Source organism: Endozoicomonas sp. OPT23 (genome assembly GCF_009653635.1).
Lineage (GTDB): Bacteria > Pseudomonadota > Gammaproteobacteria > Pseudomonadales > Endozoicomonadaceae > Endozoicomonas_A.
Genome location: NZ_PPFD01000004.1, coordinates 209,978 through 234,018, shown reverse-complemented (window position 1 = coordinate 234,018; position 24,041 = coordinate 209,978). Strand labels below are relative to the sequence as shown.

General features: G+C 47.5%; 21 protein-coding genes and 1 tRNA gene. 15 read left to right on the top strand and 7 right to left on the bottom strand.

The window, feature by feature from the left end; translation table 11 throughout:
- Positions 1-87: 87 nt before the first annotated feature.
- Positions 88-863 (bottom strand): IS5 family transposase gene (locus EOPP23_RS11525; RefSeq protein ID WP_228550688.1). Its coding sequence is split into 2 segments (ribosomal slippage): positions 88-524 and positions 524-863, totalling 777 coding nucleotides; the frame shifts between segments, so codons are not numbered across the junction.
- Between the two features lie 438 nt (positions 864-1,301).
- On the opposite strand from EOPP23_RS11525, the gene EOPP23_RS11520 reads away from it, so the two are divergent.
- Genes EOPP23_RS11520 through EOPP23_RS11510 form a run of 3 tightly spaced genes read left to right on the top strand, consistent with a single transcriptional unit; the run spans position 1,302 to position 4,171 of the window.
- The gene (locus EOPP23_RS11520) at positions 1,302-2,330 is read left to right on the top strand and encodes a TRAP transporter substrate-binding protein (RefSeq protein ID WP_370514758.1); all 1,029 of its coding nucleotides are present in this window, start codon (positions 1,302-1,304) and stop codon (positions 2,328-2,330) included.
- A 9-nt stretch (positions 2,331-2,339) separates the two neighbouring features.
- Positions 2,340-2,861: a TRAP transporter small permease gene (locus EOPP23_RS11515; RefSeq protein ID WP_153766136.1), complete on the top strand. Its 522-nt coding sequence runs from the start codon at positions 2,340-2,342 to the stop codon at positions 2,859-2,861.
- Positions 2,862-2,866: 5 nt separating this feature from the next.
- Positions 2,867-4,171: a TRAP transporter large permease gene (locus tag EOPP23_RS11510; RefSeq protein ID WP_153766135.1), complete on the top strand. Its 1,305-nt coding sequence runs from the start codon at positions 2,867-2,869 to the stop codon at positions 4,169-4,171.
- Positions 4,172-4,339: 168 nt separating this feature from the next.
- Here the strand turns inward: EOPP23_RS11510 and paaK are convergent, their stop codons facing one another.
- A complete protein-coding gene (gene paaK, locus EOPP23_RS11505) occupies positions 4,340-5,644 on the bottom strand; it encodes a phenylacetate--CoA ligase PaaK (RefSeq protein ID WP_153766134.1) in 1,305 nt (434 codons plus the stop codon).
- 188 nt (positions 5,645-5,832) lie between these two features.
- Between paaK and paaZ the strand changes: the two genes are divergently transcribed.
- Positions 5,833-7,881: a phenylacetic acid degradation bifunctional protein PaaZ gene (gene paaZ, locus EOPP23_RS11500; RefSeq protein WP_153766133.1), complete on the top strand. Its 2,049-nt coding sequence runs from the start codon at positions 5,833-5,835 to the stop codon at positions 7,879-7,881.
- A 61-nt stretch (positions 7,882-7,942) separates the two neighbouring features.
- On the opposite strand, the gene EOPP23_RS11495 is transcribed toward paaZ, so the two are convergent.
- Complete coding sequence (locus tag EOPP23_RS11495; protein ID WP_153766132.1) at positions 7,943-8,533, bottom strand: phenylacetic acid degradation protein PaaY; 591 nt, start codon at positions 8,531-8,533, stop codon at positions 7,943-7,945.
- 104 nt (positions 8,534-8,637) lie between these two features.
- Here EOPP23_RS11495 and paaG point away from each other — a divergent pair, with 104 nt between their 5' ends.
- From paaG to EOPP23_RS11445, 10 genes are all read left to right on the top strand, one after another.
- A complete protein-coding gene (gene paaG / locus EOPP23_RS11490) occupies positions 8,638-9,429 on the top strand; it encodes a 2-(1,2-epoxy-1,2-dihydrophenyl)acetyl-CoA isomerase PaaG (protein WP_153766131.1) in 792 nt (263 codons plus the stop codon).
- Entirely contained in the window at positions 9,429-9,875 is a 447-nt protein-coding gene (paaI, locus tag EOPP23_RS11485) for a hydroxyphenylacetyl-CoA thioesterase PaaI (protein WP_153766130.1), read from the top strand. Before paaG ends, paaI begins: the two co-directional genes overlap by 1 nt.
- Before the next feature lie 27 nt (positions 9,876-9,902).
- Positions 9,903-11,105 (top strand): 3-oxoadipyl-CoA thiolase, encoded by a 1,203-nt coding sequence (gene pcaF, locus EOPP23_RS11480; protein ID WP_153766129.1) that lies wholly within the window; start codon positions 9,903-9,905, stop codon positions 11,103-11,105.
- A 124-nt stretch (positions 11,106-11,229) separates the two neighbouring features.
- A complete protein-coding gene (paaA, locus tag EOPP23_RS11475; RefSeq protein ID WP_153766128.1) occupies positions 11,230-12,177 on the top strand; it encodes a 1,2-phenylacetyl-CoA epoxidase subunit PaaA in 948 nt (315 codons plus the stop codon).
- 10 nt (positions 12,178-12,187) lie between these two features.
- A complete protein-coding gene (gene paaB / locus EOPP23_RS11470) occupies positions 12,188-12,475 on the top strand; it encodes a 1,2-phenylacetyl-CoA epoxidase subunit PaaB (protein ID WP_153766127.1) in 288 nt (95 codons plus the stop codon).
- Positions 12,476-12,487: 12 nt separating this feature from the next.
- Positions 12,488-13,255: a 1,2-phenylacetyl-CoA epoxidase subunit PaaC gene (gene paaC, locus EOPP23_RS11465; protein ID WP_153766126.1), complete on the top strand. Its 768-nt coding sequence runs from the start codon at positions 12,488-12,490 to the stop codon at positions 13,253-13,255.
- Between the two features lie 5 nt (positions 13,256-13,260).
- Entirely contained in the window at positions 13,261-13,821 is a 561-nt protein-coding gene (paaD, locus tag EOPP23_RS11460; RefSeq protein WP_153766125.1) for a 1,2-phenylacetyl-CoA epoxidase subunit PaaD, read from the top strand.
- A 15-nt stretch (positions 13,822-13,836) separates the two neighbouring features.
- Positions 13,837-14,928 (top strand): 2Fe-2S iron-sulfur cluster-binding protein, encoded by a 1,092-nt coding sequence (locus EOPP23_RS11455; protein ID WP_153766124.1) that lies wholly within the window; start codon positions 13,837-13,839, stop codon positions 14,926-14,928.
- A gap of 48 nt (positions 14,929-14,976) precedes the next feature.
- Positions 14,977-15,945 carry a phenylacetic acid degradation operon negative regulatory protein PaaX gene (paaX, locus tag EOPP23_RS11450; RefSeq protein ID WP_153766123.1) on the top strand — a complete coding sequence of 323 codons (969 nt, stop codon included), beginning with the start codon at positions 14,977-14,979 and terminating at the stop codon, positions 15,943-15,945.
- A 30-nt stretch (positions 15,946-15,975) separates the two neighbouring features.
- Positions 15,976-18,057 carry a 3-hydroxyacyl-CoA dehydrogenase NAD-binding domain-containing protein gene (locus EOPP23_RS11445; RefSeq protein WP_153766122.1) on the top strand — a complete coding sequence of 694 codons (2,082 nt, stop codon included), beginning with the start codon at positions 15,976-15,978 and terminating at the stop codon, positions 18,055-18,057.
- 218 nt (positions 18,058-18,275) lie between these two features.
- Here EOPP23_RS11445 and EOPP23_RS11440 read toward each other — a convergent pair whose 3' ends face one another.
- The 4 genes from EOPP23_RS11440 to ilvA form a co-directional block, all read right to left on the bottom strand.
- Complete coding sequence (locus tag EOPP23_RS11440; RefSeq protein ID WP_153766121.1) at positions 18,276-20,672, bottom strand: DEAD/DEAH box helicase family protein; 2,397 nt, start codon at positions 20,670-20,672, stop codon at positions 18,276-18,278.
- 2 nt (positions 20,673-20,674) lie between these two features.
- On the bottom strand, positions 20,675-21,259 hold the full coding sequence (locus EOPP23_RS11435) for a bifunctional 2-polyprenyl-6-hydroxyphenol methylase/3-demethylubiquinol 3-O-methyltransferase UbiG (protein ID WP_153766120.1): 585 nt from the start codon (positions 21,257-21,259) through the stop codon (positions 20,675-20,677).
- Positions 21,260-21,419: 160 nt separating this feature from the next.
- A tRNA-Pro gene (locus EOPP23_RS11430) sits at positions 21,420-21,496 on the bottom strand.
- A 99-nt stretch (positions 21,497-21,595) separates the two neighbouring features.
- Complete coding sequence (gene ilvA / locus EOPP23_RS11425; protein ID WP_153766119.1) at positions 21,596-23,110, bottom strand: threonine ammonia-lyase, biosynthetic; 1,515 nt, start codon at positions 23,108-23,110, stop codon at positions 21,596-21,598.
- 191 nt (positions 23,111-23,301) lie between these two features.
- On the opposite strand from ilvA, the gene rpiA reads away from it, so the two are divergent.
- Positions 23,302-23,982: a ribose-5-phosphate isomerase RpiA gene (rpiA, locus tag EOPP23_RS11420; RefSeq protein ID WP_153766118.1), complete on the top strand. Its 681-nt coding sequence runs from the start codon at positions 23,302-23,304 to the stop codon at positions 23,980-23,982.
- The last annotated feature ends 59 nt before the right edge of the window (positions 23,983-24,041 follow it).

Sequence of the window (24,041 nt, the reverse complement as noted above, 5' to 3'; positions counted from 1 at the left end):
TTCAGGAAGAGGTGTTTTAATTTGTCTATAGTTGATGCTGAGTTTGTCTTGCTGGTGAGCTAATGAGTGGTATAGGCTGTTTTAAAACTACACAAGCCGCCTTACCATCATTCGAATCATACATATATAGATAAAGAACTCGGAGCTCTCTGGCAGTTGTTCATAGTCCTTTGACAGACGGCGAGAGCCTTCAAACCAGCCAAATGTTCGCTCGACTACCCAGCGCTTTGCCTGAACAACGAATTTGCCCTGTGGTCTTTTAGTTATCTCAAGCTCTCTTTTAGGTTTACGCCGATAAAACCATTCTTCAAGAAAACCTCTATAGCCACAGTCGGACCAAACTTTGCGCACTTTTTTGAAGTGCTTTTTTATACAGGCAAGAATTATATGACCTGTGAGGCTGTCACTGAGAGCTGCTGAATGAACCCACAGCACGAGAATCAAGCCAAAGGTATCTACTGCAATATGCCTCTTTCTACCTTTGCACTTTTTACCGCCATCGTATCCGCGGAGCCCCCTTTTAAAGAGGTTTTAACGCTTTGGGTGTCAATGCTAGCTGCTGTTGGCTGTGGGCACTTCCTCGCATTAATTCGAACTTGATCTCTCAAGGCGTCGTGAACCATTTTCCATGTGCCATCTAGTTTCCAATTCCGAAAATACGTGTAAACGGTACCCCATGGAGGGAAATCAGAAGGCATTTGTCGCCATTGGCACCCCGTCTTATCAACGTAAAAAATGGCATCAAGAATTAGCCTGTAAGGCCAGTCTCTAAGCCTGCCATTTTTTGGCTTATCATAACCAGGGTCAGGAAAAAAAGGCTTGATAAGTTTCCATTCATCATCGGTCAAATCTGAGGGATACATAATATTCCTCTCGTAGCAGGTGATGAGGAATATTTAGCTCAAGTCTGTAAATTCTTCCATGCTAGTGTCTGATCACTTTTGAGACAGTCTCTTAGGCTGTCTTGCTATAGAAATCTCTTTGATATCATTGAAGGCAGTACAACTGATGCTTAAAGAGTGGCCTCAGACTAAAAAAGCACCAAAGTATACGGCATGGTTTCATGAGCATGAGTTTACTGAGGGTTAGGCAGGTGAGTGTGACTGTGTTTCATTTTTGAGAGATCAAACATTGAAAAGTGATTGCCTGTTTTTTTGCTCTTATATGATACAAAAATTTTGTAATAAAAATTGATCTGTGTCACTTTATGCGTTCAAGGCAACACAAAAGCTGTGGATACAGAAATTTTCCTACTCAGTGATGGGAGAGTTTCCACAGAAAATAACAACAAGGAGTGGCCCGTGCTTAAAAGAAAAATAACAACCGGCATTCTGGCAATTGGTCTGGGACTTTCAGCGGCTGGCACCTGGGCAGCAGATACTCAGCTGCGGATAGCAACCTGGCTGAGCCCGACCCATACCATGAATAAAGATGTCCTGCCGACCTGGGGGAAATGGATCGAAGAGGCTACGGAAGGTCGGGTCAAGGTCAAACTTGAATACGACGTTGGTCATCCAAAGAGTCTGGTGGATATGGTTGAGGATGGTGCCGTAGATGCTTCATGGACATTCCATGGTTATCTGCCAGGACGTTTTCGTCTCCCCCAGATGGCTGAACTGCCCAATATTAAAGGTTCACCGGAAGCTATTTCTGTTGCCCACTGGCGGGTAAATGAGCAGTTCTTCAATAAATCCGGTGAGTACAATGGTATTCAACTGGCAGGCTTGTTTGTCCATGGTCCGGGTCAGGTGCATATGCGTGAACCGCTGAAATCACTGAAAGATCTTAAGGGAAAGAAAGTCCGTATTGGCGGTGGTATGTCAGCAGAAGTCGGTAAGCGCCTAGGTGTTTCCGGTGTCAGTGCTCCGGCCAATAAGGCCTATGAGATGCTTTCCCAGGGCGTCGCGGATGGTTTGTTCATGCAGATGGATATGATGAAGGTGGCACGATTCAAGGACGTTGCACCTTATACCGTCAAGCTGCCTAACGGTCTGTATCTAGGCTCCTTTGGTATTTTCCTGAGCCCTGACTTTCTGGATCGACTGTCCGACAGCGATCGTAAGGCTGTGTTGTCAGTTTCCGGTGAGAAACTGTCGGCTCTGGCTGGCAGGCTCTGGGATAGGGCAGACAAGGTCGGTGAAGCCGATATTATTGCCTCTGGCAGTAAAGTGATCCCTGCCTCGGAAGAGGATGTTGCTTACTTCAATCAGTTGGTTGCTGATATGGAAGATAAGTGGCTGAGTTCGGTCAAGAAGCGCAAGGTGGATGCACAAGCGGCACTTAATGCCTTCAAGGAAGAAGCTCGTAATTATAAGCCTTTACAACTGTAAGAGGCAGTAATGAAAGAGACCGTTATCACACTGATCCGGTTTTGGGAGCTCGGAGCCATGCGCTTCGAGTGGCTCCTGAAATGGTTCGCTGCCAGTGTACTGTTTTTCCTGATGGTAGTGACCTGTATCGATGTTTTGGGTCGGTATCTATTTGACAGCCCTTTGATTGGTAGTGTCGAAATTACCGAGCTGTTGCTCGGTTGTCTGATCTTTTCCGCTATGCCTCTGATTACCTGGCGCAAGGAACACATTGTCGTCGATCTGATCGATAACCTATTTCCAGAAGGGTTAAAGAAAGTCCGTGATATGTTCTTTGATCTTTGCATTGGTTCCAGTCTCGCTGTCATTGGTATGAAGGTCTGGGGATTGGCAGATAGGGCGGCCGGCTACGAAGAGGTGACCGAGTATCTGGAAATTCCGGTCAGCTACTTCATTCACTTTATCGCTGCATCCTGTTTTCTGACATCGGTGACGGCGTTTGTACTGGTCATTACCCGGCTGGTGGACAAAGAGTACGAGAATCAGGAGTAACCCGCATGACAATCACTCTGATCGGCTTCGCGGCCCTGATGTTTCTTATTCTATTGCGCATGCCCATTGCTTTCGCGATGGGTACAATTGGTTTTATTGGCTATGCGGCTCTGGGCGACTGGAATTTCAACGGGGCTCTTTCAGTCAGTGCTCGTCGTATGATTGATACTGCTCAGGATTATGGCCTGTCGGTTATCCCGATGTTTATCCTGATGGGTAATTTTATTACCCGCGCAGGTCTTTCGCAGGAACTGTACAAAGCCTGTTATGCCTTTCTTGGACATAAGCGGGGCGGCCTGGCAATGGCTACCGTCGCTGCCTGCGGTGGCTTCTCGGCTATTTCCGGTTCCAGCCTGGCAACTTCTGCCACTATGGCCAAGGTAGCCATGCCATCCATGCGCAAGTATGGCTATTCCGATGCTCTGGCTTCAGCCTCCATTGCTGCGGGTGGAACTTTAGGGATTCTGATTCCTCCCAGTGTCATTCTGATAATCTACGGTGTTCTGACCGAGCAGAGTATTCGTGATCTGTTTGCCGCAGGCTTCCTGCCAGGTTTACTGGGCATTGTTTTTTATATGCTGGCGACCCGTTATGTCGTATGGCGCAATCCGAAGGCGGGCCCTGCAGGAGAGAAGTTATCCAGTAAGGAAAAGTGGCATGCCTTACGGTCAGTGTCGTCAATACTGGGTCTGTTTGCGCTGGTAATGGGGGGGATCTATGGCGGTATATTTACACCTACAGAAGCCGCTGGTATTGGCGCAGCCGGAGCCTTCTTTATTGCTCTGTTTCGGGGAACCCTAACGCTTGCTGTTTTAAAGGAAATCCTTATCGAAACAGCACGAACTTCGACTATGCTGTTCGGGGTGATAATAGGTGCACTGATCTATTCCAACTTCGTTAACAGGGCTGGCTTGCCTCAGGAACTGGTGGGTCTGATTCAATCGGTGGGCGCTGAACCTTTTCTCGTGATGCTGGCCATTATTGCCATTTACATCATATTGGGAACGGTGTTCGAAAGCCTGTCTATGTTGTTGTTGACGGTGCCCGTGTTCTTTCCCTTGGTGCAGAGTATGGGGTTTGACCTGGTCTGGTTTGGAATAATCGTTGTGGTTGTAACCGAGATCAGTCTGATTACGCCACCGGTAGGATTGAATATCTTTGTGTTGAGCAGTGTTATCAAAGACATCAAGACCAGTACTATTTTTCGTGGTGTTACACCCTTCTGGTGTGCTGATATAGTGCGATTAGTGCTGCTACTTCTGGTACCGGCTATTTCTCTTTGGTTACCGGGGTTGCTTTACAGTCACTAGTGCAGGAAAGCCCTGATATACGTGCAGTCGTTATCCCCGCTTGCGCGGGGATAACCTGCGTATTATTAGTATGAGGTCAAGCGTTTGGCTGCACTAGAGCCAGGTTTCTATCGTCGACCATTAAAAAAGCCAGCGTGATGCTGGCTTTTCCATCTCTAATGAGCAGCTTTAACGATTATCTATAACTCTTTTCGCCTTACCCTCAGAGCGTGGCAGCTCTCCAGGTTCAACGATATCAATACTGGCGGATATGCCTATGTAGGATTTGATCTTGTGGCGCAGGGATGAGGCCAGCTGCTGATTCAGTTCAGTCGAGTTGCTAAGCCCGCTTTCAACACTGACTCTAACTGTGTCCATGTTGCCAGTCTTGTTTACTTCGATCATATAGTGCGGTGTCAGTTCTTCAATATTACAGATTTGTTCCTCAATCTGGGTCGGGAATACGTTTACACCACGAATAATCAGCATGTCATCACTGCGCCCGGTGATTTTATCCATACGGCGCATGCTTCTGGATGTGCCTGGCAAGAGGCGGGTAAGGTCACGGGTACGATAACGAATTACAGGCATGGCTTCCTTGGTCAGGCTGGTGAAAACCAGCTCTCCCTCTTCACCGTCGGGCAATACTTCACCGGTTTTCGGGTCAATGATTTCCGGGTAGAAATGATCTTCCCAGATAATTGGACCATCTTTAGCTTCGACACACTCTTGAGCAACGCCTGGCCCCATGACTTCGGATAGACCATAAATATCAACAGCATCAATATTCAGTCGCTGTTCAATATCCTGACGCATCGCATTGGTCCAGGGTTCTGCACCGAAAATACCAACTCTCAGTGAACACTTGTGTGGATCAATGTCTTCACGCTCCATTTCATCTGCAATATTCAGCATATAAGACGGCGTTACCATAATAATGTCAGGGTCGAAATCTTTGATCAGCTGCACCTGCTTTTCTGTCTGACCGCCACTCATAGGGATGACAGTGCAGCCCAAGCGTTCAGCACCATAGTGAGCGCCCAGTCCGCCAGTGAACAATCCATAGCCATAGGAAATATGCACTTTATCTTCCGGACGGCCACCTGCTGCATAAATTGAACGGGCAACAACGTCCGACCAAATGCTTATATCATTTTTTGAGTAACCCACTACAGTAGGTTTACCTGTTGTGCCACTGGAAGCATGGATGCGAACGATATCCTTCTGCGGCAGGGCAAACATACCAAATGGATAGTTGTCTCTGAGGTCAGCCTTACTGGTGAAAGGAAATTTTGCGAGATCACTCAAATCTTTCAGGTCGTCCGGGTGGACGCCAGCCTGATCAAACTTGTTTCGATATACCGGTGAGTTGTTATAGGCGTGTTCAAGAGTTTTGCGCAAACGACTCAGTTGAAGGCTGCGAATCTCATCGATACTGGCAGTCTCAATGGCTTCAAGTCCCGGTAGTAACTTTTTATTAGAGTTATTCGACATTCCGTGCCCGTGATTTCTGGTTATTTTTGTTTTTCTCTTTCTGTCGGTGAATATAATACATAAATTTGATCCATATCAATTAATGTGTATCATAACTTTCAAAATAAAAACGACAAAAGCCTGAAGTAAGTGCCCGGATTTACAGGTATGGGTGAGTACCAGGCAACAGGATAAGAAAGGAAGACTGTATGAAAACACAAAGTTATGTATATGGTGAGTGGTTCGCAGGCACTGGCCAGGGCATAGATGTTAAACATGCAGTTACAGGAGAAACAGTCAGTATCGTCGACAGTACCGGTATCGATTTTGGCCAAGTTGTTGAACATGGTCGGAATTTGGGCGGTAAAGCTCTGCGGGCAATGACCATTCATGAACGTGCCAATGCCTTGAAAGAACTTGGCAAGGTACTGATGTCCCGAAAGAAAGAACTTTATGAAGTGTCTTCTCGTACGGGTGCCACAAAGACAGACAGCTGGATTGATATAGAGGGTGGTATAGGAACCATGTTTTCCTATTCATCCATCGCCCGTCGTGAATTTGCTAATGAAACGTTCATTGTTGAAGGTGCTCCGGAGCGGCTGTCTGCTGAAGGCACCTTCGTTGGTCAGCACATTCTTACCGCCAAGCCGGGCGTGTCGTTACATATCAACGCCTTTAACTTTCCCTGCTGGGGCATGCTGGAAAAAATTGCACCAAGCCTGATTGCCGGTATGCCCGTGATTGTTAAGCCGGGAACTGCATCTGCTTATCTTACGGAAGCCATGGTCCAGATGATTATTGAATCAGGTCTGTTGCCTGAAGGTTCGTTGCAGCTGATTTGTGGCAGTACCGGAGATCTTCTGGATCAGCTTAATGAGCAGGATGTAGTGACATTTACCGGTTCAGCCTCAACCGGACAAATGCTTAAAAGCCACCCCAATATTGTTGCCAACAGCATTCCATTCAATATGGAAGCCGACTCACTGAACTGCTCTATTCTGGGCGAAAATGTTCAGAAAGATGATCCCGAGTTTTCATTGTTTATCAAAGAAATCTGTAAAGAGATGACTGTAAAGGCGGGGCAGAAGTGTACAGCTATTCGCCGAATCTTTGTGCCAAGAAATAAAGTGGATGACGTGGCAGAAGCGCTTAAGAAGCGCCTCAGTCAGACGACTGTAGGTGATCCGTCTGCCGAAGGTGTACGAATGGGGCCACTGGTTGGCATTTCTCAGCGGGAAGATGTTCAGAACAAGGTAGCGCAGTTACAGGAACATTGTGATCTGCTGCTGGGTGGAAACAGTTCTGACCTGAAAGTAACTGCCGCAGATGCGGAAGTTGGTGCTTTTTATCCGCCAACACTGCTCTACTGCGATAAACCTTTTGAAACTGATGCACCTCACAGCATAGAGGCCTTTGGCCCGGTCAGTACCCTGATGCCTTACAACAATATCGATGAAGCTATTGAGCTGGCTCAACTGGGTAAAGGCAGCCTGGCAGGGTCAATCGTGACTTATGATAATAATGAAGCCAGAAAGCTGGTGATGGGAGCAGCCGCCTATCATGGTCGTATGCTCATTCTGAACAGGGATTGTGCCAAAGAATCAACTGGTCACGGCTCACCTCTGGCTGCTTTGGTTCACGGTGGACCCGGACGTGCTGGTGGTGGTGAAGAGCTGGGTGGCAGTCGAGCCATCAAGCACTACATGCAGAGAACTGCGTTGCAGGGCTCTCCAACCACTCTGATGGCTATCTCCCGCGAATATATTGCCGGTGCTGATACCGTTTCTACCGACCTTCATCCGTTCAAAAAATACTTCGAAGACTTGCAGGTCGGCGAGAGCTTGCTAACCCATCGTCGTACAGTAACTGAGGCGGATATTGTTAACTTCGGCTGTCTCTCGGGCGATCACTTCTACGCTCATTTTGATGAGCAGGCTGCAAAGGATTCACTGTTTGGTAAGCGGGTTGCCCATGGTTATTTCGTGATTTCTGCCGCTGCGGGAATGTTTGTGGAGCCCGCTCCAGGCCCGGTTCTGGCTAACTATGGTCTAGAAAATCTGCGTTTTATTGAGCCGGTCGGTATTGGTGACACCATTCAGGTAAAAATTACCGTTAAAAAGAAGATCAAGAAAACTCGTAGGCCTGATGAAGACCGATCAACCGGTGTGGTGGTCTGGGATGTGGAAGTGATTAACCAGAATCAGGAAATGGTGGCCCTGTACGACATTATGACTCTTGTGGAGCGAAGGGGAGAGTAACGGCCTGAATTTGGCAGACAGTCTTCTCGGGAAGACTGTCTGAACTCAAAGCGGTTTTGAGTCATGACTGTTTAGGTTTATGACTGCTGTCAATGAATCTGGGTCTGTTCTGCTGCACTTCTATCAGAGCAGACACTTCCCGCAGTGATTCATGGCTTCTTCTGGTCAGGTGCTGGTATTCCTCTGTTCCCGATGACTTCCAGGCGACTTCTTTATCGCTGAGTTGTCGTTTAACAGTAGCAGGGCTGCCAGCCAGAAGACTTCTAGGTGGACAGCTGAAGCCTGATTTTACGAAGGCTGAAGCTGCTACAAGTGACTCTGCTCCTATCACGGCATCGTCCATGACAACAGCATTCATACCCACCAGAGCATTGCGGCCGACCCTGCAGCCATGGAGAACGGCACCATGACCGATATGACCATCCTGTTCAATGATGCAATCTTTATTGGGAAAACTATGGGCGACACAGGTGTCCTGAATATTACTGCCAGCTTCCATAACAATACGGCCGAAGTCGCCTCTGAGGACAGCGTTAGGACCGACGTAACAGTGGGCGCCAATAATAACATCACCAATCAGAACCGCTGTTGGATGGATATAGGCTGATGGATCGACAACGGGAATCAGGTCTTCAATAGCGTAAACAGGCATGGTTCTTGTTCTTTTTATAAATGATGGTGCTCGTACATTAACACAAGCCTGTCGTCTGAAAATAACTCTAATAACAGCTCTAGCAGGAGCGAGGAATCTTGAATATGGCATTTGAAACCATCGTATACGAAGTAACCAGAGGCGTAGCCCTGCTGACCCTGAACCGTCCCGAAACCCTGAACAGTTTTAATACCCTGATGCATGAGGAAGTGCGTCGGGCTCTGAGCGATGCCCGCGATAATACTGAGGTCAGGTGTCTGGTCATTACCGGGACTGGTCGTGGTTTCAGTGCCGGTCAGGATCTTAACGATCGATCAGTCAAGGCAGCGGATGAAGTGCCGGATCTAGGAGAGTCCGTAGAGAAAAACTATAACCCGCTGATTCGCAACATCATGACACTGGAAAAACCGGTGATTGCTGCTGTCAACGGTGTTGCAGCAGGTGCGGGAGCCAGTATTGCCCTGGCCTGCGATATTGTGATTGCGGCGGAGAGTGCCAGTTTTGTGCAGGCCTTCTGCAAAATAGGTCTGGTGCCTGACTCTGCTGGAACCTGGAATTTGCCGAGAATGCTTGGACTGCCAAGGGCCAAAGCATTGGCCATGCTGGGCAATAAGCTGAGTGCGGAGCAAGCAGAGCAGTGGGGCATGATCTGGCAGTGTGTGGGCGATGACGAGTTGATGCCAGAAACCATTCATATGGCCGAGCACCTGGCAAATCAGCCAACACTGGGCCTTGGAATGACCAAAAAGCTGCTCAATGAATCCTTCTCGAACTCACTGCATCACCAGCTGGAACTGGAAAAGGATGCTATGAGAAAGCTTGGGCAGAGCCATGATTACCGGGAAGGGGTTGCGGCCTTTATGGAAAAACGCAAGCCAGTTTTCAGAGGCGAATAATGGTGAACAGTAACTCGACAGAAGATGCCCGGAGACTGGCTGAGCAATGTGCTGAAACCATGTTTGCTGAGGATTTGGTTTCGCAGAATCTCGGAATGAAGATCGAGCAAGTTTCTCCAGGCTGTTCGGTAGTGGTCATGGAAGTACGACAGGACATGGTCAATGGTCACGATACCTGCCATGGCGGCATGATTTTTTCTTTAGCCGATTCGGCTTTTGCCTTTGCCTGTAACTCCTTCAATGAAGTGGCAGTAGCGGCTCACTGTTCCATCGATTTTATTCGCCCGGCTTTTCGTGGTGATCTACTGACGGCAAAAGCCAGCGTTGTCTATCAAGGCAAGCGCACCGGTATCTACGAGATAAGTGTCTTCAATCAGGACGACAAGTTGATAGCCAGGTTTCAGGGTAACTCAGCCCGCCTGAACAAGCCGGTAGTGTCTCAGTAACTGAGGTAGAACAAGGGAATAATAACAATGACCAATGCCTATATTTGTGATGCTGTCAGAACACCTTTTGGCCGGTATGGAGGCAGTCTGTCCTCGATCAGAGCCGATGACCTGGGAGCCATACCTCTTAAAGCACTGATGGAGAGAAATCCTGCACTGGACTGGCAGGCGATTGAAGACGTCTATTATGGCTGTGCCAACCAGGCCGGTGAAGACAACCGTAATGTTGCCAGAATGAGCGCGCTGCTGGCGGGACTGCCGGAGACTGTACCGGGTATGACCATCAATCGTTTATGCGCCTCCGGTATGGATGCTATCGGCACTGGTTCCAGAGCCATTCGCAGTGGTGAGCAGGACCTGGTGATTGCCGGTGGTGTCGAATCCATGTCCCGGGCCCCTTTTGTCATGGCCAAGGCAGAAACGGCTTTTAGTCGCAGTGCTGAGATATTTGATACCACCATTGGCTGGCGCTTTGTCAATAAGCTGCTGAAGCAGCAGTACGGCACTGACTCAATGCCGGAGACGGCGGAAAATGTTGCCGAACGCTTTAATATCAGTCGGGAAGATCAGGACCTGTTTGCCTTCAACAGTCAAAGAAAGGCAGCGGCTGCCAGAGAGGCAGGGGTCTTTGATGTGGAAACCGTAACGGTATCCATTCCGCGCAGAAAGCAGGAGCCTCTGGTCTTTTCCAGGGACGAGCACATACGGGAAACATCTCTCGACACTCTGGCCGGGCTACGAACTCCCTTTCGAGAGAATGGTTCAGTCACTGCTGGTAATGCCTCGGGTGTAAACGACGGTGCCTGTGCACTGCTGCTGGCCTCGGAGTCAGCACTGGAAACCCACAAGTTAACGGCAAAAGCTCGGATTGTCTGTATGGCAACGGTAGGACTGGAGCCATCGATCATGGGCTTTGGTCCTGCACCGGCTATTCGCAGGGTACTGGAGAAGTCGGGCCTTTCTCTGGAGCAGATGGATGTTATCGAAATAAACGAGGCCTTTGCCTCCCAGAGTCTGGCAGTGCTTCGTGATCTTGGTCTGAACGATGATGAAGTAAGAGTGAATCCTAACGGTGGGGCTATTGCTCTCGGGCATCCACTGGGAGCCAGTGGTGCACGACTAGTGACTACAGCGATGCACCAGCTGCACAGAACAGGGGGGCGTTATGGACTCTGTAGTATGTGTATTGGTGTTGGTCAGGGAACTGCCTTGATCATAGAGAAGGTTTAAAACGCTGTAATCAATAGGTCTCAAGTGATTGAGACTTATATTTTTAACCTTATATGATACAAGTATATAAATAATCAAATAAATATGTATCATAAGTAAAAAATAATAATGACGGGAAGGTACGATGACGGAATACCGATTTGCTGCCGAAGAGTTGGGTTTCAGATTTCAACAGCGTGTTGATGATGAACAGAAAGTAGAACCGAAAGACTGGATGCCCGAAGGTTATCGCAAGAACCTGATACGCCAGATTTCACAACATGCGCACTCTGAAGTTATTGGTGAACAGCCTGAAGGTAACTGGATTACCAGAGCTCCGTCACTAAGACGAAAAGCCGTGTTAATGGCCAAGGTTCAGGATGAAGCCGGACATGGTCTGTATCTATACAGTGCTGCTGAATCACTGGGTATTTCTCGTTCTGAAATGATTGAAGCTCTGCAAAGTGGCAAGGCTAAATATGCATCGATTTTTAACTATCCAACTCAGACCTGGGGCGATGTAGGCGCTATTGGCTGGCTAGTGGATGGTGCTGCAATCGTTAATCAGGTTTCCCTGCAGCGCACTTCTTACGGTCCTTATTCACGGGCAATGATCAAAATATGTAAGGAAGAGAGTTTCCATCAGCGTCAGGGCTACCAGGCCATATTGGCTCTGGCTAAGGGGTCAGCTGAGCAGAAGCAGATGGCACAAGACTCCCTGAACCGCTTTTATTGGCCAGCGTTAATGATGTTTGGTCCTCATGATACTGAATCGGCTCATTCAGCACAGTCCATGAAATGGAAAATCAAGCGGGAAACTAATGATGATCTTCGTCAGAAGTTTATCGATCAAACGGTTCCCCAGATTGAGTACCTGGGTCTGGAGCATCCCGATAAAGAAATTCGCTGGAATGAAGAGCGAGGTCATTACGACAGTGGTGAGATAAATTGGGATGAATTCTACAAAGTGATTAATGGTGATGGGTACTGCAACCGCCAAAGAATTCAACACCATATCAAGGCCCATGAAGAAGGAGCCTGGGTTCGAGACGCTCAACTGGCTTATAACGCAAAAAAGAATAAAAACAACTGAGGATAGGCAAATGACTCTCGAGAACCTTGAGCTTTTTGAAGTATTTATTCGCTCCAAACGTGGTCTGGATCACAAACATATTGGCAGTCTGCATGCCGAAGATCATGAGCAGGCTATGGACTACGCCCGAGATGTTTATACCCGTCGCAATGAAGGCGTCAGTATCTGGGTAGTGAAATCCAGAGACATCTGTGCTTCCCAGGAAGACGACAGCAGTAGTTTTTTCGATCCGTCTGATGACAAGCCATATCGTCATGCCACCTATTATCCGCTGCCCAAAGAAGTGGGCAACATGTAAGGAGTGCGTGACATGAGCGATAACAATGAACTGCAAAATATTATCACCTATGCATCGCGACTGGGTGATGACTCAATGGTGCTTGGCCACCGGGTATCCGAGTGGATTAGCTATGGACCGTTTCTTGAAGAAGACATTGCTCTGGGCAATGTAGCGCTGGACTATATTGGCCGGGCTCGCATGCTGTACAGCTATGCAGCGGAACTGATGGGTGACGGTAAAACTGAAGATGACCTAGCTTTTATGCGCAGTGAAAGAGAGTTTCAGAATTACCTGATTAATGAGCTGCCTAGAGGAGATTTTGCCAATACCACCATTCGACAACTATTGATTGATGCTTTCAACCTGCATTACTTGACCAGACTCTGTGATTCCAGGGATCAAACACTGGCTGCTATTGCAGAAAAAGGTTTGAAAGAAACCCGTTACCACCTGCGTCGCAGTCGTCACTGGACGCTGAGATTAGGTGATGGCACCGAAGAAAGCCATCTGAAAATGCAGCAGGCTCTGGACGACCTCTGGGGGTTCACCCATGAACTATTTGAACAGGATCAGCTTGAGCTGGAACTGGCTGAAAAAGGTATTGCTGTTAATACCAAGGAATTCAAACAACAGTGGTTGAACGATGTCAGTGAAGTGTTGACAGAAGCCACACTGAAGTTGCCTGAAGAAGAGTGGGCTGTGAGAGGTGGACGACAGGGTTATCACACTGAACATCTGGGGCAGATGCTGTCAGTGATGCAAAGTGTTCATCGTGCTCATCCTGATTGTCAGTGGTAACGGTGATGAACGCTACCGACGATTGCCAGAAAATCCCCCTGATGTCGGAAAGCCGATATCAGCGTGAAAGAGTGCGTATAGAGTCCTCCTGCCAGCAACTTTGGGACATTCTTGATGAAGTCAGTGATCCCGAAATTCCAGTTCTGTCTCTCTGGGATATGGGTGTATTGCAGGATATTGGTCTTGAGGGCAACAGGGTGCAGGTGACCATCACACCGACATACTCGGGCTGCCCCGCTATGGATCAGATGCGCGACGATATCACTGAAGCTCTGAACCAAAAGGGATTTGACCAGGTAAAGGTTAAAACCCGACTTGCGCCAGCCTGGACCTCGGAATGGATGACAGAAAAAGGTCGAACCGGGTTACGAGCTTACGGTATTGCTGCGCCTGATGATGCACCTGAAACTGGTGAAGATAGTGAGACGCCGGAAACAGGGGTCAGCTGTCCAAGATGTAGCTCTGCAGATACTCGCAGAGTCAGTGAGTTCGGATCAACGGCCTGCAAGGCTCTGTTTCAATGCCAGAGTTGTGACGAGCCTTTTGACTACTTCAAAAAAATATAATTATAAGGTGAGGCTATGGATACCCAATTTTATCCGCTGAGCATAGCCAGTGTTCAGCCGGAAACAGAAACCGCTGTATCGGTGATTTTCGAGGTGCCGGAGCATCTTAAGGAAAGATTTCGATTTACACCGGGGCAGTTTCTGACTTTGAGAACGGCCATTGATCACAAAGAAGTACGACGTTCTTACTCTATCTGCTCGGAAGCAGGTGGTTCATTGCGTGTCGCTATCAAGCGGATCAGGGGAGGGCTGTTTTCCAACCATGCCAACGACCATTTCAAACCGGGCATGGTTGTCGATGTTATGCCGCCACAGGGCAGCTTCTCTGTAGCTACCTGTCCTGAACACCGTAAAAGCTATATGTTTCTGGCGGTTGGCAGTGGTATTACACCGATACTATCCAATATAAGAACTGTGCTGACTGCTGAACCGAACAGTGATGTGACTCTTGTTTATGGCAACAAAAGTACTCATGGAAGCATGTTCAGGGAAGAACTCAGTTTTTTGAAAAATGCTTATCTGAATCGCTTTAAGTGGATCAACATCATGTCACAGGAGGATCAGGGAACTGACCTTCTTAATGGCCGAATTGATAACAAAAAAGGTTACCAGCTTCAGAAAATGAAACTGATTGACATCAGAAATACTGATGAAGCCTTTATTTGTGGCCCTGAATCCATGATGTCGGAAGTATCCAGAGGCTTTCGTCTGGAAGGTCTCGGGAAAGAACAGATTCACTATGAATTGTTTGCCATTTCTGCTGAAGATGCTCAGGAACGACTAAGGAAAGCCCAACAAAGGATTCATGAGTATGGCGAAGAGAAAACCAGCAAGGTGACTGTCCGAGCTGATGGCAGGGCAATTTCATTTGATCTGGCGACAGTGGGGGAGAATATTCTGGATGCTGGAATCAATAAAGGTATGGAGCTGCCTTATGCCTGCAAGGCTGGAGTCTGCTCTACCTGTAAGTGCAAACTGGTTAAGGGACAGGTGGATATGGATATCAGCCATGGCCTGGAACTTCATGAGGTGGAAGCTGGTTTTGTGCTGAGCTGTCAGGCCCACCCGGTATCCGATGAAGTCGAGCTGGATTTTGATCAGCGCTAAGAGGGCTTATGCTCGTACGTTTGCAGCCGGAAACATGAGGCGATTACAATGCTGTCATCACTAAATGATGGATTGACGTCAGTGCCAAAAAAACAAGCGGCTGCAATAAAAAGCAAAGAGCAGCAGGTTCAGCAGCGTATTGCTGCCAGCAGTATCAGTTGTACGTCTATGGTTGTTACTGTGTTTGGTGATGTGGTGTCCCAGCATGGTGGCTGGATCTGGCTGGGAAGTCTGATTAATGCCATGAAACCCTTTGGTTTCAGCGAACGACTGGTTAGAACCGCCGTTTACCGGCTGGTGCAGAGTGAATGGCTGATGACCAAAAAGGTCGGTCGCTGTAGTTATTACTGTTTTACTGAAACAGCGAAGAATCACTACGAAAAAGCGGCAAGGCGTATCTACCATTCCAGTCAGCAGGAGTGGAATGGCTGCTGGACTCTGGTTATTCCCGTGTCAGTTTCGGAAGAACAGCGAGATGAATTTCGCAAGAGTCTTGGTTGGCAGGGCTTCAATGTCTTGAGTAATGGCATTCTTGCCCATCCGTCACCGGATCGCCGTTCACTGGACGAAACACTGTTGGAATTGGGGCTGGTCAACAGTGTGATAGTGATGTCGGCCAGTACTGATGATGCCCATTCGACTCAAGCTATCAGGGAGCTGTCCAGAGAGCGCTGGAATATCGACGAGCTGCAACGTTCGTACAGTGAATTTCTAGAGTTCTACCGGCCCTGGCATCAGGATGCCAGCAGTAAACTGCCATCAGGCAAAGACTGTTTTTTAATGCGTTCCATGCTGATTCACGACTTCCGGCGTATTTTGCTGCGTGATCCCAACTTTCCAGATGCCATGTTGCCCCATGGCTGGATTGGCTATGAAGCCCATGATTTGCTGCACCGTTTGTATCGAAGGCTGACAGACCGTTCGGTCAGCTACATCACCAGTAACCTTGAAAGTGTTAATGGACACCTGCCAGACCCCAGAGCTGACTTTTATCATCGATTCGGTGGTTTGAAATAGCTTGGAAGACTGGTGGGCACAGGAAAGTGAATGAATAAAACAATAACCTTTACCATCAATCCTGAATCCATAGCCGTGATTACGGTTAATAACCCGCCAGTCAATGCTCTTTCCCATAGTGTCAGGGAAGGGTTGGTAAATGTACTGGCTGAGATTGCAAAAAATCAGCAGATTAAGGCTGTTGTTATAGCCTGTGCAGGCAGAACCTTTATTGCCGGAGCTGATATTTCCGAGTTCGGTAAACCTCAGCAAGAACCTTTGTTGCCAGAGGTAATAGCAAAGCTTCAAACGTTTCCTAAACCTATAGTGGCAGCTCTTCATGGCAGTGTTCTGGGCGGAGGTTTTGAACTGGCCTTGTCCTGTCATTTTCGAGTAGCTATTGCAGGAACAAAAGTTGGCCTGCCAGAAGTTAGTCTTGGCCTTATTCCGGGTTCAAATGGCACTCAGTTGCTCCCCAGAATTGTGCCTGTCGAACAGGCGTTGACTATGATGACCAGTGGCAAACCTGTAGCGCTCAAAAGTGACGACAAGAGTGGACTGGTTGATGAGGTGGTGAGCGATAATGTTTTGCAAGCAGCTATTAATTTTGCCCAACGTGTTATTGCTGAAAAGCGAACAGTCACTCCTATACCCGAGAGGACAGTTTTAGCTTCAAACCTTTCAACGGATTACTTTGACGGCTGGCGAAAGAAACTTCTGAAAAGGGCCAGAGGCCAACAAGCACAACAATGTATTGTTACTGCTGTTGAAAATGCGACACAGCTTTCATTCAATGAGGGCATCAGCAAAGAGCGGGAGATGTTTGTTAATTGTCGTGAATCTGCACAGTCCAGAGCCATGCGCCATGCCTTTTTTGCCGAGAAAAAAGCGTCTTTATTACCAGACATAGATAAGTCCATTGAGCCTGAAAAAATCATCAGAATTGGAGTGATTGGTGCTGGAACCATGGGGCAGGGCATTGCCATGTGCTTTGCTTCAGCCGACTTTTCTGTTCACATGCTGGAAATGACCGAAGCATCGCTGCAGACTGGTTTGCAGGCCATTGCAGATCGCTATCAACAGTCTGTGAGTCGTGGTCGTCTATCAACAGAACAGCGACAGACGAATATCAGTCTGATCACTGGCAGTTGTTCCTACCCTGATCTTTCAGACTGTGATCTGGTCATTGAAGCTGCTTTCGAGAGTATGGCGGTCAAGGAAGAGATCTTCAGTCAGCTGGATCAGATCTGTAAGCCTGACGCTATTCTGGCATCCAATACTTCTTACCTGGATATAAACCGGATAGCTGCAGCGACTCAACGGCCAGAGAAAGTACTGGGTATGCATTTTTTCAGCCCGGCCAATATCATGAAGCTTCTTGAAGTGGTTAAAGCCGATCAAACCAGTGATCAAACTCTGGTTACAGCCATGGCTGTTGGTAAGAATATTGGCAAGATCAGTGTTGCGGTAGGACATTGTTATGGCTTTGTCGGTAATCGTATGTATGCCTGCTATGGCCGTGAAGCCAATATGCTGTTACTCGAAGGAGCCACCCCGGAGCAGATAGATCATGCCATGGAATCCTGGGGAATGGCTATGGGGCCGCTGGCAGTTAACGATATGTCCGGTATTGATATTGCCTACAAGGCGCGCCGTGAGAACCCGAACCTGCCCGATGATCCCCGCTATTTCAGAGCAGCTGACCTGATGGTTGAAAATGGTCGTCTGGGGCGAAAAACCTCTGCCGGTTTTTATAAGTACGTCGATGGTAAATCACTGAATGATCCGGATGTTGAAGATATTTTGACTCGGGAATCTGTCAGACTGAATATCATACAGCGGGCTATAAGTAATACGGAGATTCAGAATCGACTGATTTTTGCTCTGATCAATGAAGGTGCCCGTATTCTTGAAGAGGGTGTTGTTAACAAGGCCAGTGATATAGATGTTATCTGGCTGAATGGGTATGGCTTTCCACGGTTTAGAGGGGGACCAATGCAATACGCTAAAGAGCTTGGCTTAGGTAAGGTTAAACAAACTTTGCAGGGTTTTGAAGAAACGATGGGAGCTAAGTATTGGAAACCTGCTGAGTATTTTTTAACTTGCGGCACTGAAAAAGACTTTTTTAACTGAATACTTTTGCTTTTTGTTAAGTGTTAAAGATGTTCAGATACCTAAAATCAGAAGTCCTTTGTCCTGTTGGGTGAAGGACTGGCGGGTTGCTTTAAAGAATGGTTCAAAGGTTTCTTCTACGGAAGTATTTTTTAGCTTGTACGAAACTCATTAGCAGCATGTGGGAATCAGTTTTACCTATCTCTGAATGCTGACTTTAAATGATACCAAACTGGCCATTATCGCTTTTTATACTGCTCTAATCTCATTTGTACCAACTCTCGCGTCATTTGCGTGAGATAAATAGCCTGATCAGGTTCAATAGTCTGAGTCAGTGAGAATGAACCGGATTCTACAGAAAACCATGGTTTTTCACCGCTGATAAAGGCTTTTATAGGATTACTGCGCCAGTATTTCAGCCATTCTTTGCTATCAGCTGTAACGCCCTCTAAACGCTCTGGCAGATCTTTTGCGAGCAGGTCAGGACGGCGACTCAGGATGTACCAGCTTCTTTCCGCCAGCTCCTGCTCGGTTGGCGGAGTAACAAAACCATCTAATTCTATAAATGCTTCCAGAAGAATCATTTTGAAGCATTTAGTCATTGGTGCTTTTTCTACGGCATCTAATAAGAAGGTTTTAAAAGCAGCGACTGCAGTATCTTCGTCGGTTTTTAGTTCTTGCTGTTCAGACAGCATTTCGAACCAACTACCATACCGCTGCCGTACTTTATTGAAGGGAATCCCTGCCTGATTCAGGTAGTGATAGAACTCGGTTGCGGTTGGGCGATAACCAAGTATGGATTTCAGGCTTTGATATTCATCGTCAATATTCGCTTTCTGCTTTCGTATCATTCTCCCCAGAAGATCTATAACGATGGGTTCGTAGTTGACGTGGCAGCTATCAGGCAGGGTTAACATTGGCTCTTTGATAGTCTGTGCCAGCTGAGCCGGGGTACTGCAATTATGGAGTGCCAGTGGTTTAAGAAGAAAGGATTGGTGGTTACCGATAAAGTCGATAACAACCAGATGGTCTTTTCTGTCATAAAGACGAAGGCCACGGCCAAGCTGTTGAAGAAAAACGATTTTTGATTCTGTTGGGCGCAACATTAGAAGCGTATCAATAGCAGGCAGGTCAGTACCTTCATTGAAAAGGTCTATGGAGAAGATAATATCAAGAGTGCCGCTGCTCAGCTCTGATAGAGCCTGGTTACGAGGCGTCTGAGAACCACTATAAACGGCTGCAGACTTGTAGCCAGCCTTTCTGAAAAAATGAGCCATAAACTCCGCATGACTTTTCGATATACAGAAAGCCAATGTACGACTCTGTTTTCTCTGTTCCCAGTGTCCAAGAATATGCTTAGCTCTTCTCCTGCTGGCGAAGGCAGTCGCTAAAGTCTCTGTATCAAATCGACCGCTGCGCCAGGGGATTTCTTCATAATCAACATGCTGATCTTGTATGCCGTAATAATGAAAAGGTGAGAGCAATTTGGCATTAATACCAAAAGACAGATTACGTTCAAAAACCAGATTATTGTCGCACAGGCTGAGGATGTCGGCCTGATCGGTTCGCTCTGGTGTGGCTGTTAAACCCAGCAAAAATTTGGGTTTAAAGTAGCTGAGCAATCGTTGGTAGGTTTGTGCACTGGCATGATGAAATTCATCAACCACGATGTAATCAAAGTGGTCGGGAGAGAACTTCTCAAGGTGGTTCGTTTTCCCCAGAGTCTGGATAGATGCAAACAGCAGATCAGCATCGGTTGTCTGTTCACTGCCGTTATAAAAACCGGTTTTATCCTCGGGGCGAAGACGAACAAAGGTTTCTTCTGCCTGAAGCAGAATTTCTTCCCTGTGGGCAACGAAGAGAACTGTTTCGGCCTTGCTTTGAATGCTGTCAAACGCAGACAACCAGGTTTTGCCTAATCCTGTTGCCAACACAACAAGCCCTCTCTGGTATCCCTCTTTTCTACTGCTATACAAAGCAGCCAGTGCATCCTGTTGCACAGATGAAGGCGATATTTCCAGCGATTCAACGTCTTCTGCTGTTAATGCCTCGACAGCTATCAGTTTTTTTTGCTGGTATCGTGTTATGTACTCAGCGATCCATTCATGACTCAACGTATAGGATTGTGAGTGCTGGAATATCTGCTCAAACTGATGACGAACATGCTGGAATTGCTGAACATAAGGGTCATGGCTACTGCCATTGCACTCCAGCCGAAGGTTCCATTCGTGCCCGGTTGTCAGTGCTGCTTTACTGATATTACTGGAACCGATATAGGCGCAGCCTTCAATATTTTCACCTTTCCGGGAACGCAGAAAAATGTACGACTTCATATGAAAGCTCTGACCATCTGCATATTGATGTGCGCGAATATCAGCGCCACGTTCTTTCAGTAGCATCAGGCTGCGTAGAGCAGCTGGTTCTGTAACACCAAGATAGTCAGACGTTAGGAAGCTGATTTTTGCTCCCCGCTCAAGAGCGTCTATTAATGCACCTGATAGCAGGGCATAGCCGCTCATTCGTACAAACGAAACTGCAACTTCTATTTCCTGAGCCTGATTAATGGCAGCAATCAGTTTTGGAAGAAGAGGGTCATCATAGCCACCAACCGTTAAGAGAGCCTGTGATTGAATCACGGTCACATTTCCTTACGTTGCAAAATGGCATTTAGCCATTGTTCCTTTTCCCTGCCTGGTCTCAGATCATTGGAGAGCCAGCTCTTTTTTATCGCCAGAGGAGTACCAATCAGAACAGAGGCTAAAGAGTCTTCGGTCAGGTTGGTAAAATGTCGTCCGTCTCTTTCCACTTCCTCATCACCGAATTTAAATGAACAGTAAAAAACACCATCAGCCTTTAAAAATTGAGCGAGATGAGTAATGTTGTTCGACAGGTTGAAAAGTGGAATGTGAAGAAGGGAAGCACAGGCCCAGATGCCATCGTATTGATTGCTGGATATGAACTCATCAAACCGGCAGGTTTGAATGGTTAACCCTGTGGCAACTTGTGCAAGAGCCGACATCGCATGGCTGGCATCAAATGCAGTAACCTGAAAGTTCTTCAGCTTAAAGGCAAGGGAGTCTCTGCCCGAACCACAACCCGCATCAAGAATTAGACCGTTTTTCGGTATATACGGAAGAAACTGGTCGTATAAATCAGAAGCATCGATCTGTGCTGTTGAACTAAAAAAGTCGCCAGCATTTTTATCGTAGAAAGAGTTTGTCATCAAGATTGCTGATCAGAGTATCAAAACATCCGGATGACAGAGAATGCCACTGATTTTAAGAAATGTCTTCAGAGGACTTATATGAAGAGTAATACGTAGAGTTAATATAAGACTGAGAGACATAAAAAAAGCAGCTATGAAAAGCTGCTTTTTTTATGTCTGGTCGGAACGAGAGGATTCGAACCTCCGACCCCTTCACCCCCAGTGAAGTGCGCTACCATGCTGCGCTACGCTCCGACATGCTTGGTAGTATGAGCCACCAAGTGCTGCAGTATATTACCGTGGAATAAGGAATTTGCAAGCCTTCTATAGCTGTGAGAAGGCTTGCGAGAAGCCTTAGCCAAGGAAAGCCTGATAAGCCAGATTAGTGGTCTCTTCGCAGTAGTGATAACCCAGCTCTTCAAGGAAACCGGCTATGTGCTGACGGTCTTCAGGTGGAACGTCCAGACCAACAGCAACACGGCCATAAGCAGCACCATGGTTGCGGTAATGGAACATGCTGATGTTCCAGCGCTTGCCGAGTTTCATCAGGAAGTTCAAGAGAGCGCCGGGTCTTTCCGGAAACTCAAAGCGATAAACCACTTCATTCTCGACCTCTTTGCTGTGCCCGCCCACCATGTGGCGAACATGCAGTTTGGCCATTTCGTTATCAGTGAAATTGGCAACAGGATAACCATGTTCTCTTAGCTCACCGACAAGGTTCTCAACAGGCATCTGGTCAGGATGAACTTGAACGCCAACAAAAATTCTGGCACTTCTCGCGTCATGATAGCGATAGTTGAATTCGGTGATATTGCGCTTGCCCAACGTTTCACAGAACTGTTTAAAGCTACCAGGTTCTTCTGGAATGGTGACAGCAATAATAGCTTCACGCTTTTCACCGAGTTCGGCACGCTCAGAAACATAGCGAAGACGGTCGAAGTTGATATTGGCGCCACTGGCAATAGCCATCAGGCTTTGACCAGAAAGCTGGTTCTCAGTTGAGTATTTTTTCAACCCCGCAAGGCCAACTGCCCCGGCAGGCTCACATACCGAACGGGTGTCGTCGAAAATATCTTTTATGGCAGCACAGATTTCGTCGGCTGAAACGGTGATAACCTCATCAAGGTATTCACGACAGAGTTTGAATGTTTCTTCGCCGATCTGGGCAACAGCGACACCATCAGCAAACAAACCTACATGTGGAAGCACGACTCTTTCATCAGCTTCCAGTGCTGCTTTCAAACAGGCTGATTCTTCATACTCAACACCGACGACTTTGATGTCCGGACGAAGGTATTTGATGTAGGTAGCAACACCAGCTGCCAGACCACCGCCACCAACAGGAATAAAGACAACGTCCAGCTGGCCAGTATGCTGGCGCAGGATTTCCATACCAATCGTGCCCTGACCGGCAATGGTGTATGGATCATCGTATGGGTGAATAAAAGTCAGACCTTTCTCTTCAACCAGTGACTGGGCGTAGGTCAAAGCCTGATCAAAGGTGTCTCCGTGGAGTACAACCTCTGCACCTCTGGCCTGACAGGCTTTGTACTTGATCTCTGGTGTTGTACCGGGCATGACAATAACGGCATGTATCCCCAGGTGTTGAGAAGCCAGAGCTACCCCCTGAGCATGGTTGCCCGCAGAGGCACAGACAACGCCTTTGGCTCTTTCTTCTTCAGTAAGCTGAATAATCTTGTTGTAAGCACCACGAATCTTGAATGAAAAGACAGGCTGAAGATCTTCCCGCTTGAGCAGCACGGTATTGTTCAGGCGTTTACTTAGAAAGGGAGCAGGGTGAATAGGCGTTTCAACCGCCACATCGTAAACCTTGGCTTCCAGTATCTTTCTTATGTATTGATGAGGCATGATCTTCGCTTTTTGTACTGTCTTAGTCGAGATTGACTGCCATTCTAATGGAAAAGCAGGGGCTTGGTGAAACTCATTCCAGCTATTCCTCTAATCAGTGACTGCCACAGCAGAAAAAAGTTTCAGCGTTTAGCGGGTTCTGGCGGTATAATTTTCGGCTTTACTCAACAACCTCCTTGCAAGGTAGTGTGATGACACAGGACGAGCTGAAGAAAGCGGTAGCCGATGCAGCTGTGCAGTATATTCTGCCCAGACTGGAAGAAGATATGATCGTTGGTGTTGGTACAGGTTCAACTGCCAATTTCTTTATTGATGCGCTGGCTGTGCATAAAACAAAGTTTGATGGCTGTGTAGCCAGTTCAGAAGAAACCGCTCGACGCCTGAAGGAACATGGTATTGAGGTTTACGACCTGAATACCATCAGCGAGATGGAGTTCTACATTGATGGTGCTGATGAGTCCAACGAACATCTGCATCTGATCAAGGGCGGTGGTGCGGCTCTGACCCGTGAAAAGATTGTTGCAGCAGTAGCCAAAGAGTTTGTCTGCATTGCTGACGAGAGCAAGAAGGTTGATGTCCTGGGTAACTTCCCGCTGCCAGTGGAAGTGATTCCAATGGCTCGCAGCCATGTAGCCCGTGAGCTGGTTAAGCTGGGCGGTGACCCTGCTTATCGTGAAGGTGTTGTAACGGATAACGGCAATATTATTCTGGATGTCTGGAATATGAGCATCGTTGACCCGATCACCACCGAAGCGAAGATCAATCAAATTGCCGGTGTTGTTACTAACGGTCTGTTTGCAGATCGTCCTGCCAATGTATTGATGCTGGGAACCAAAGACGGTGTGAAAACTGTTAAGGCTAAGAATCAGTAGGCTGAAACGACGACAGGCTGCGAATGCAGCCTGTGGTTTAGCTCGTAGCGATAGTAGCG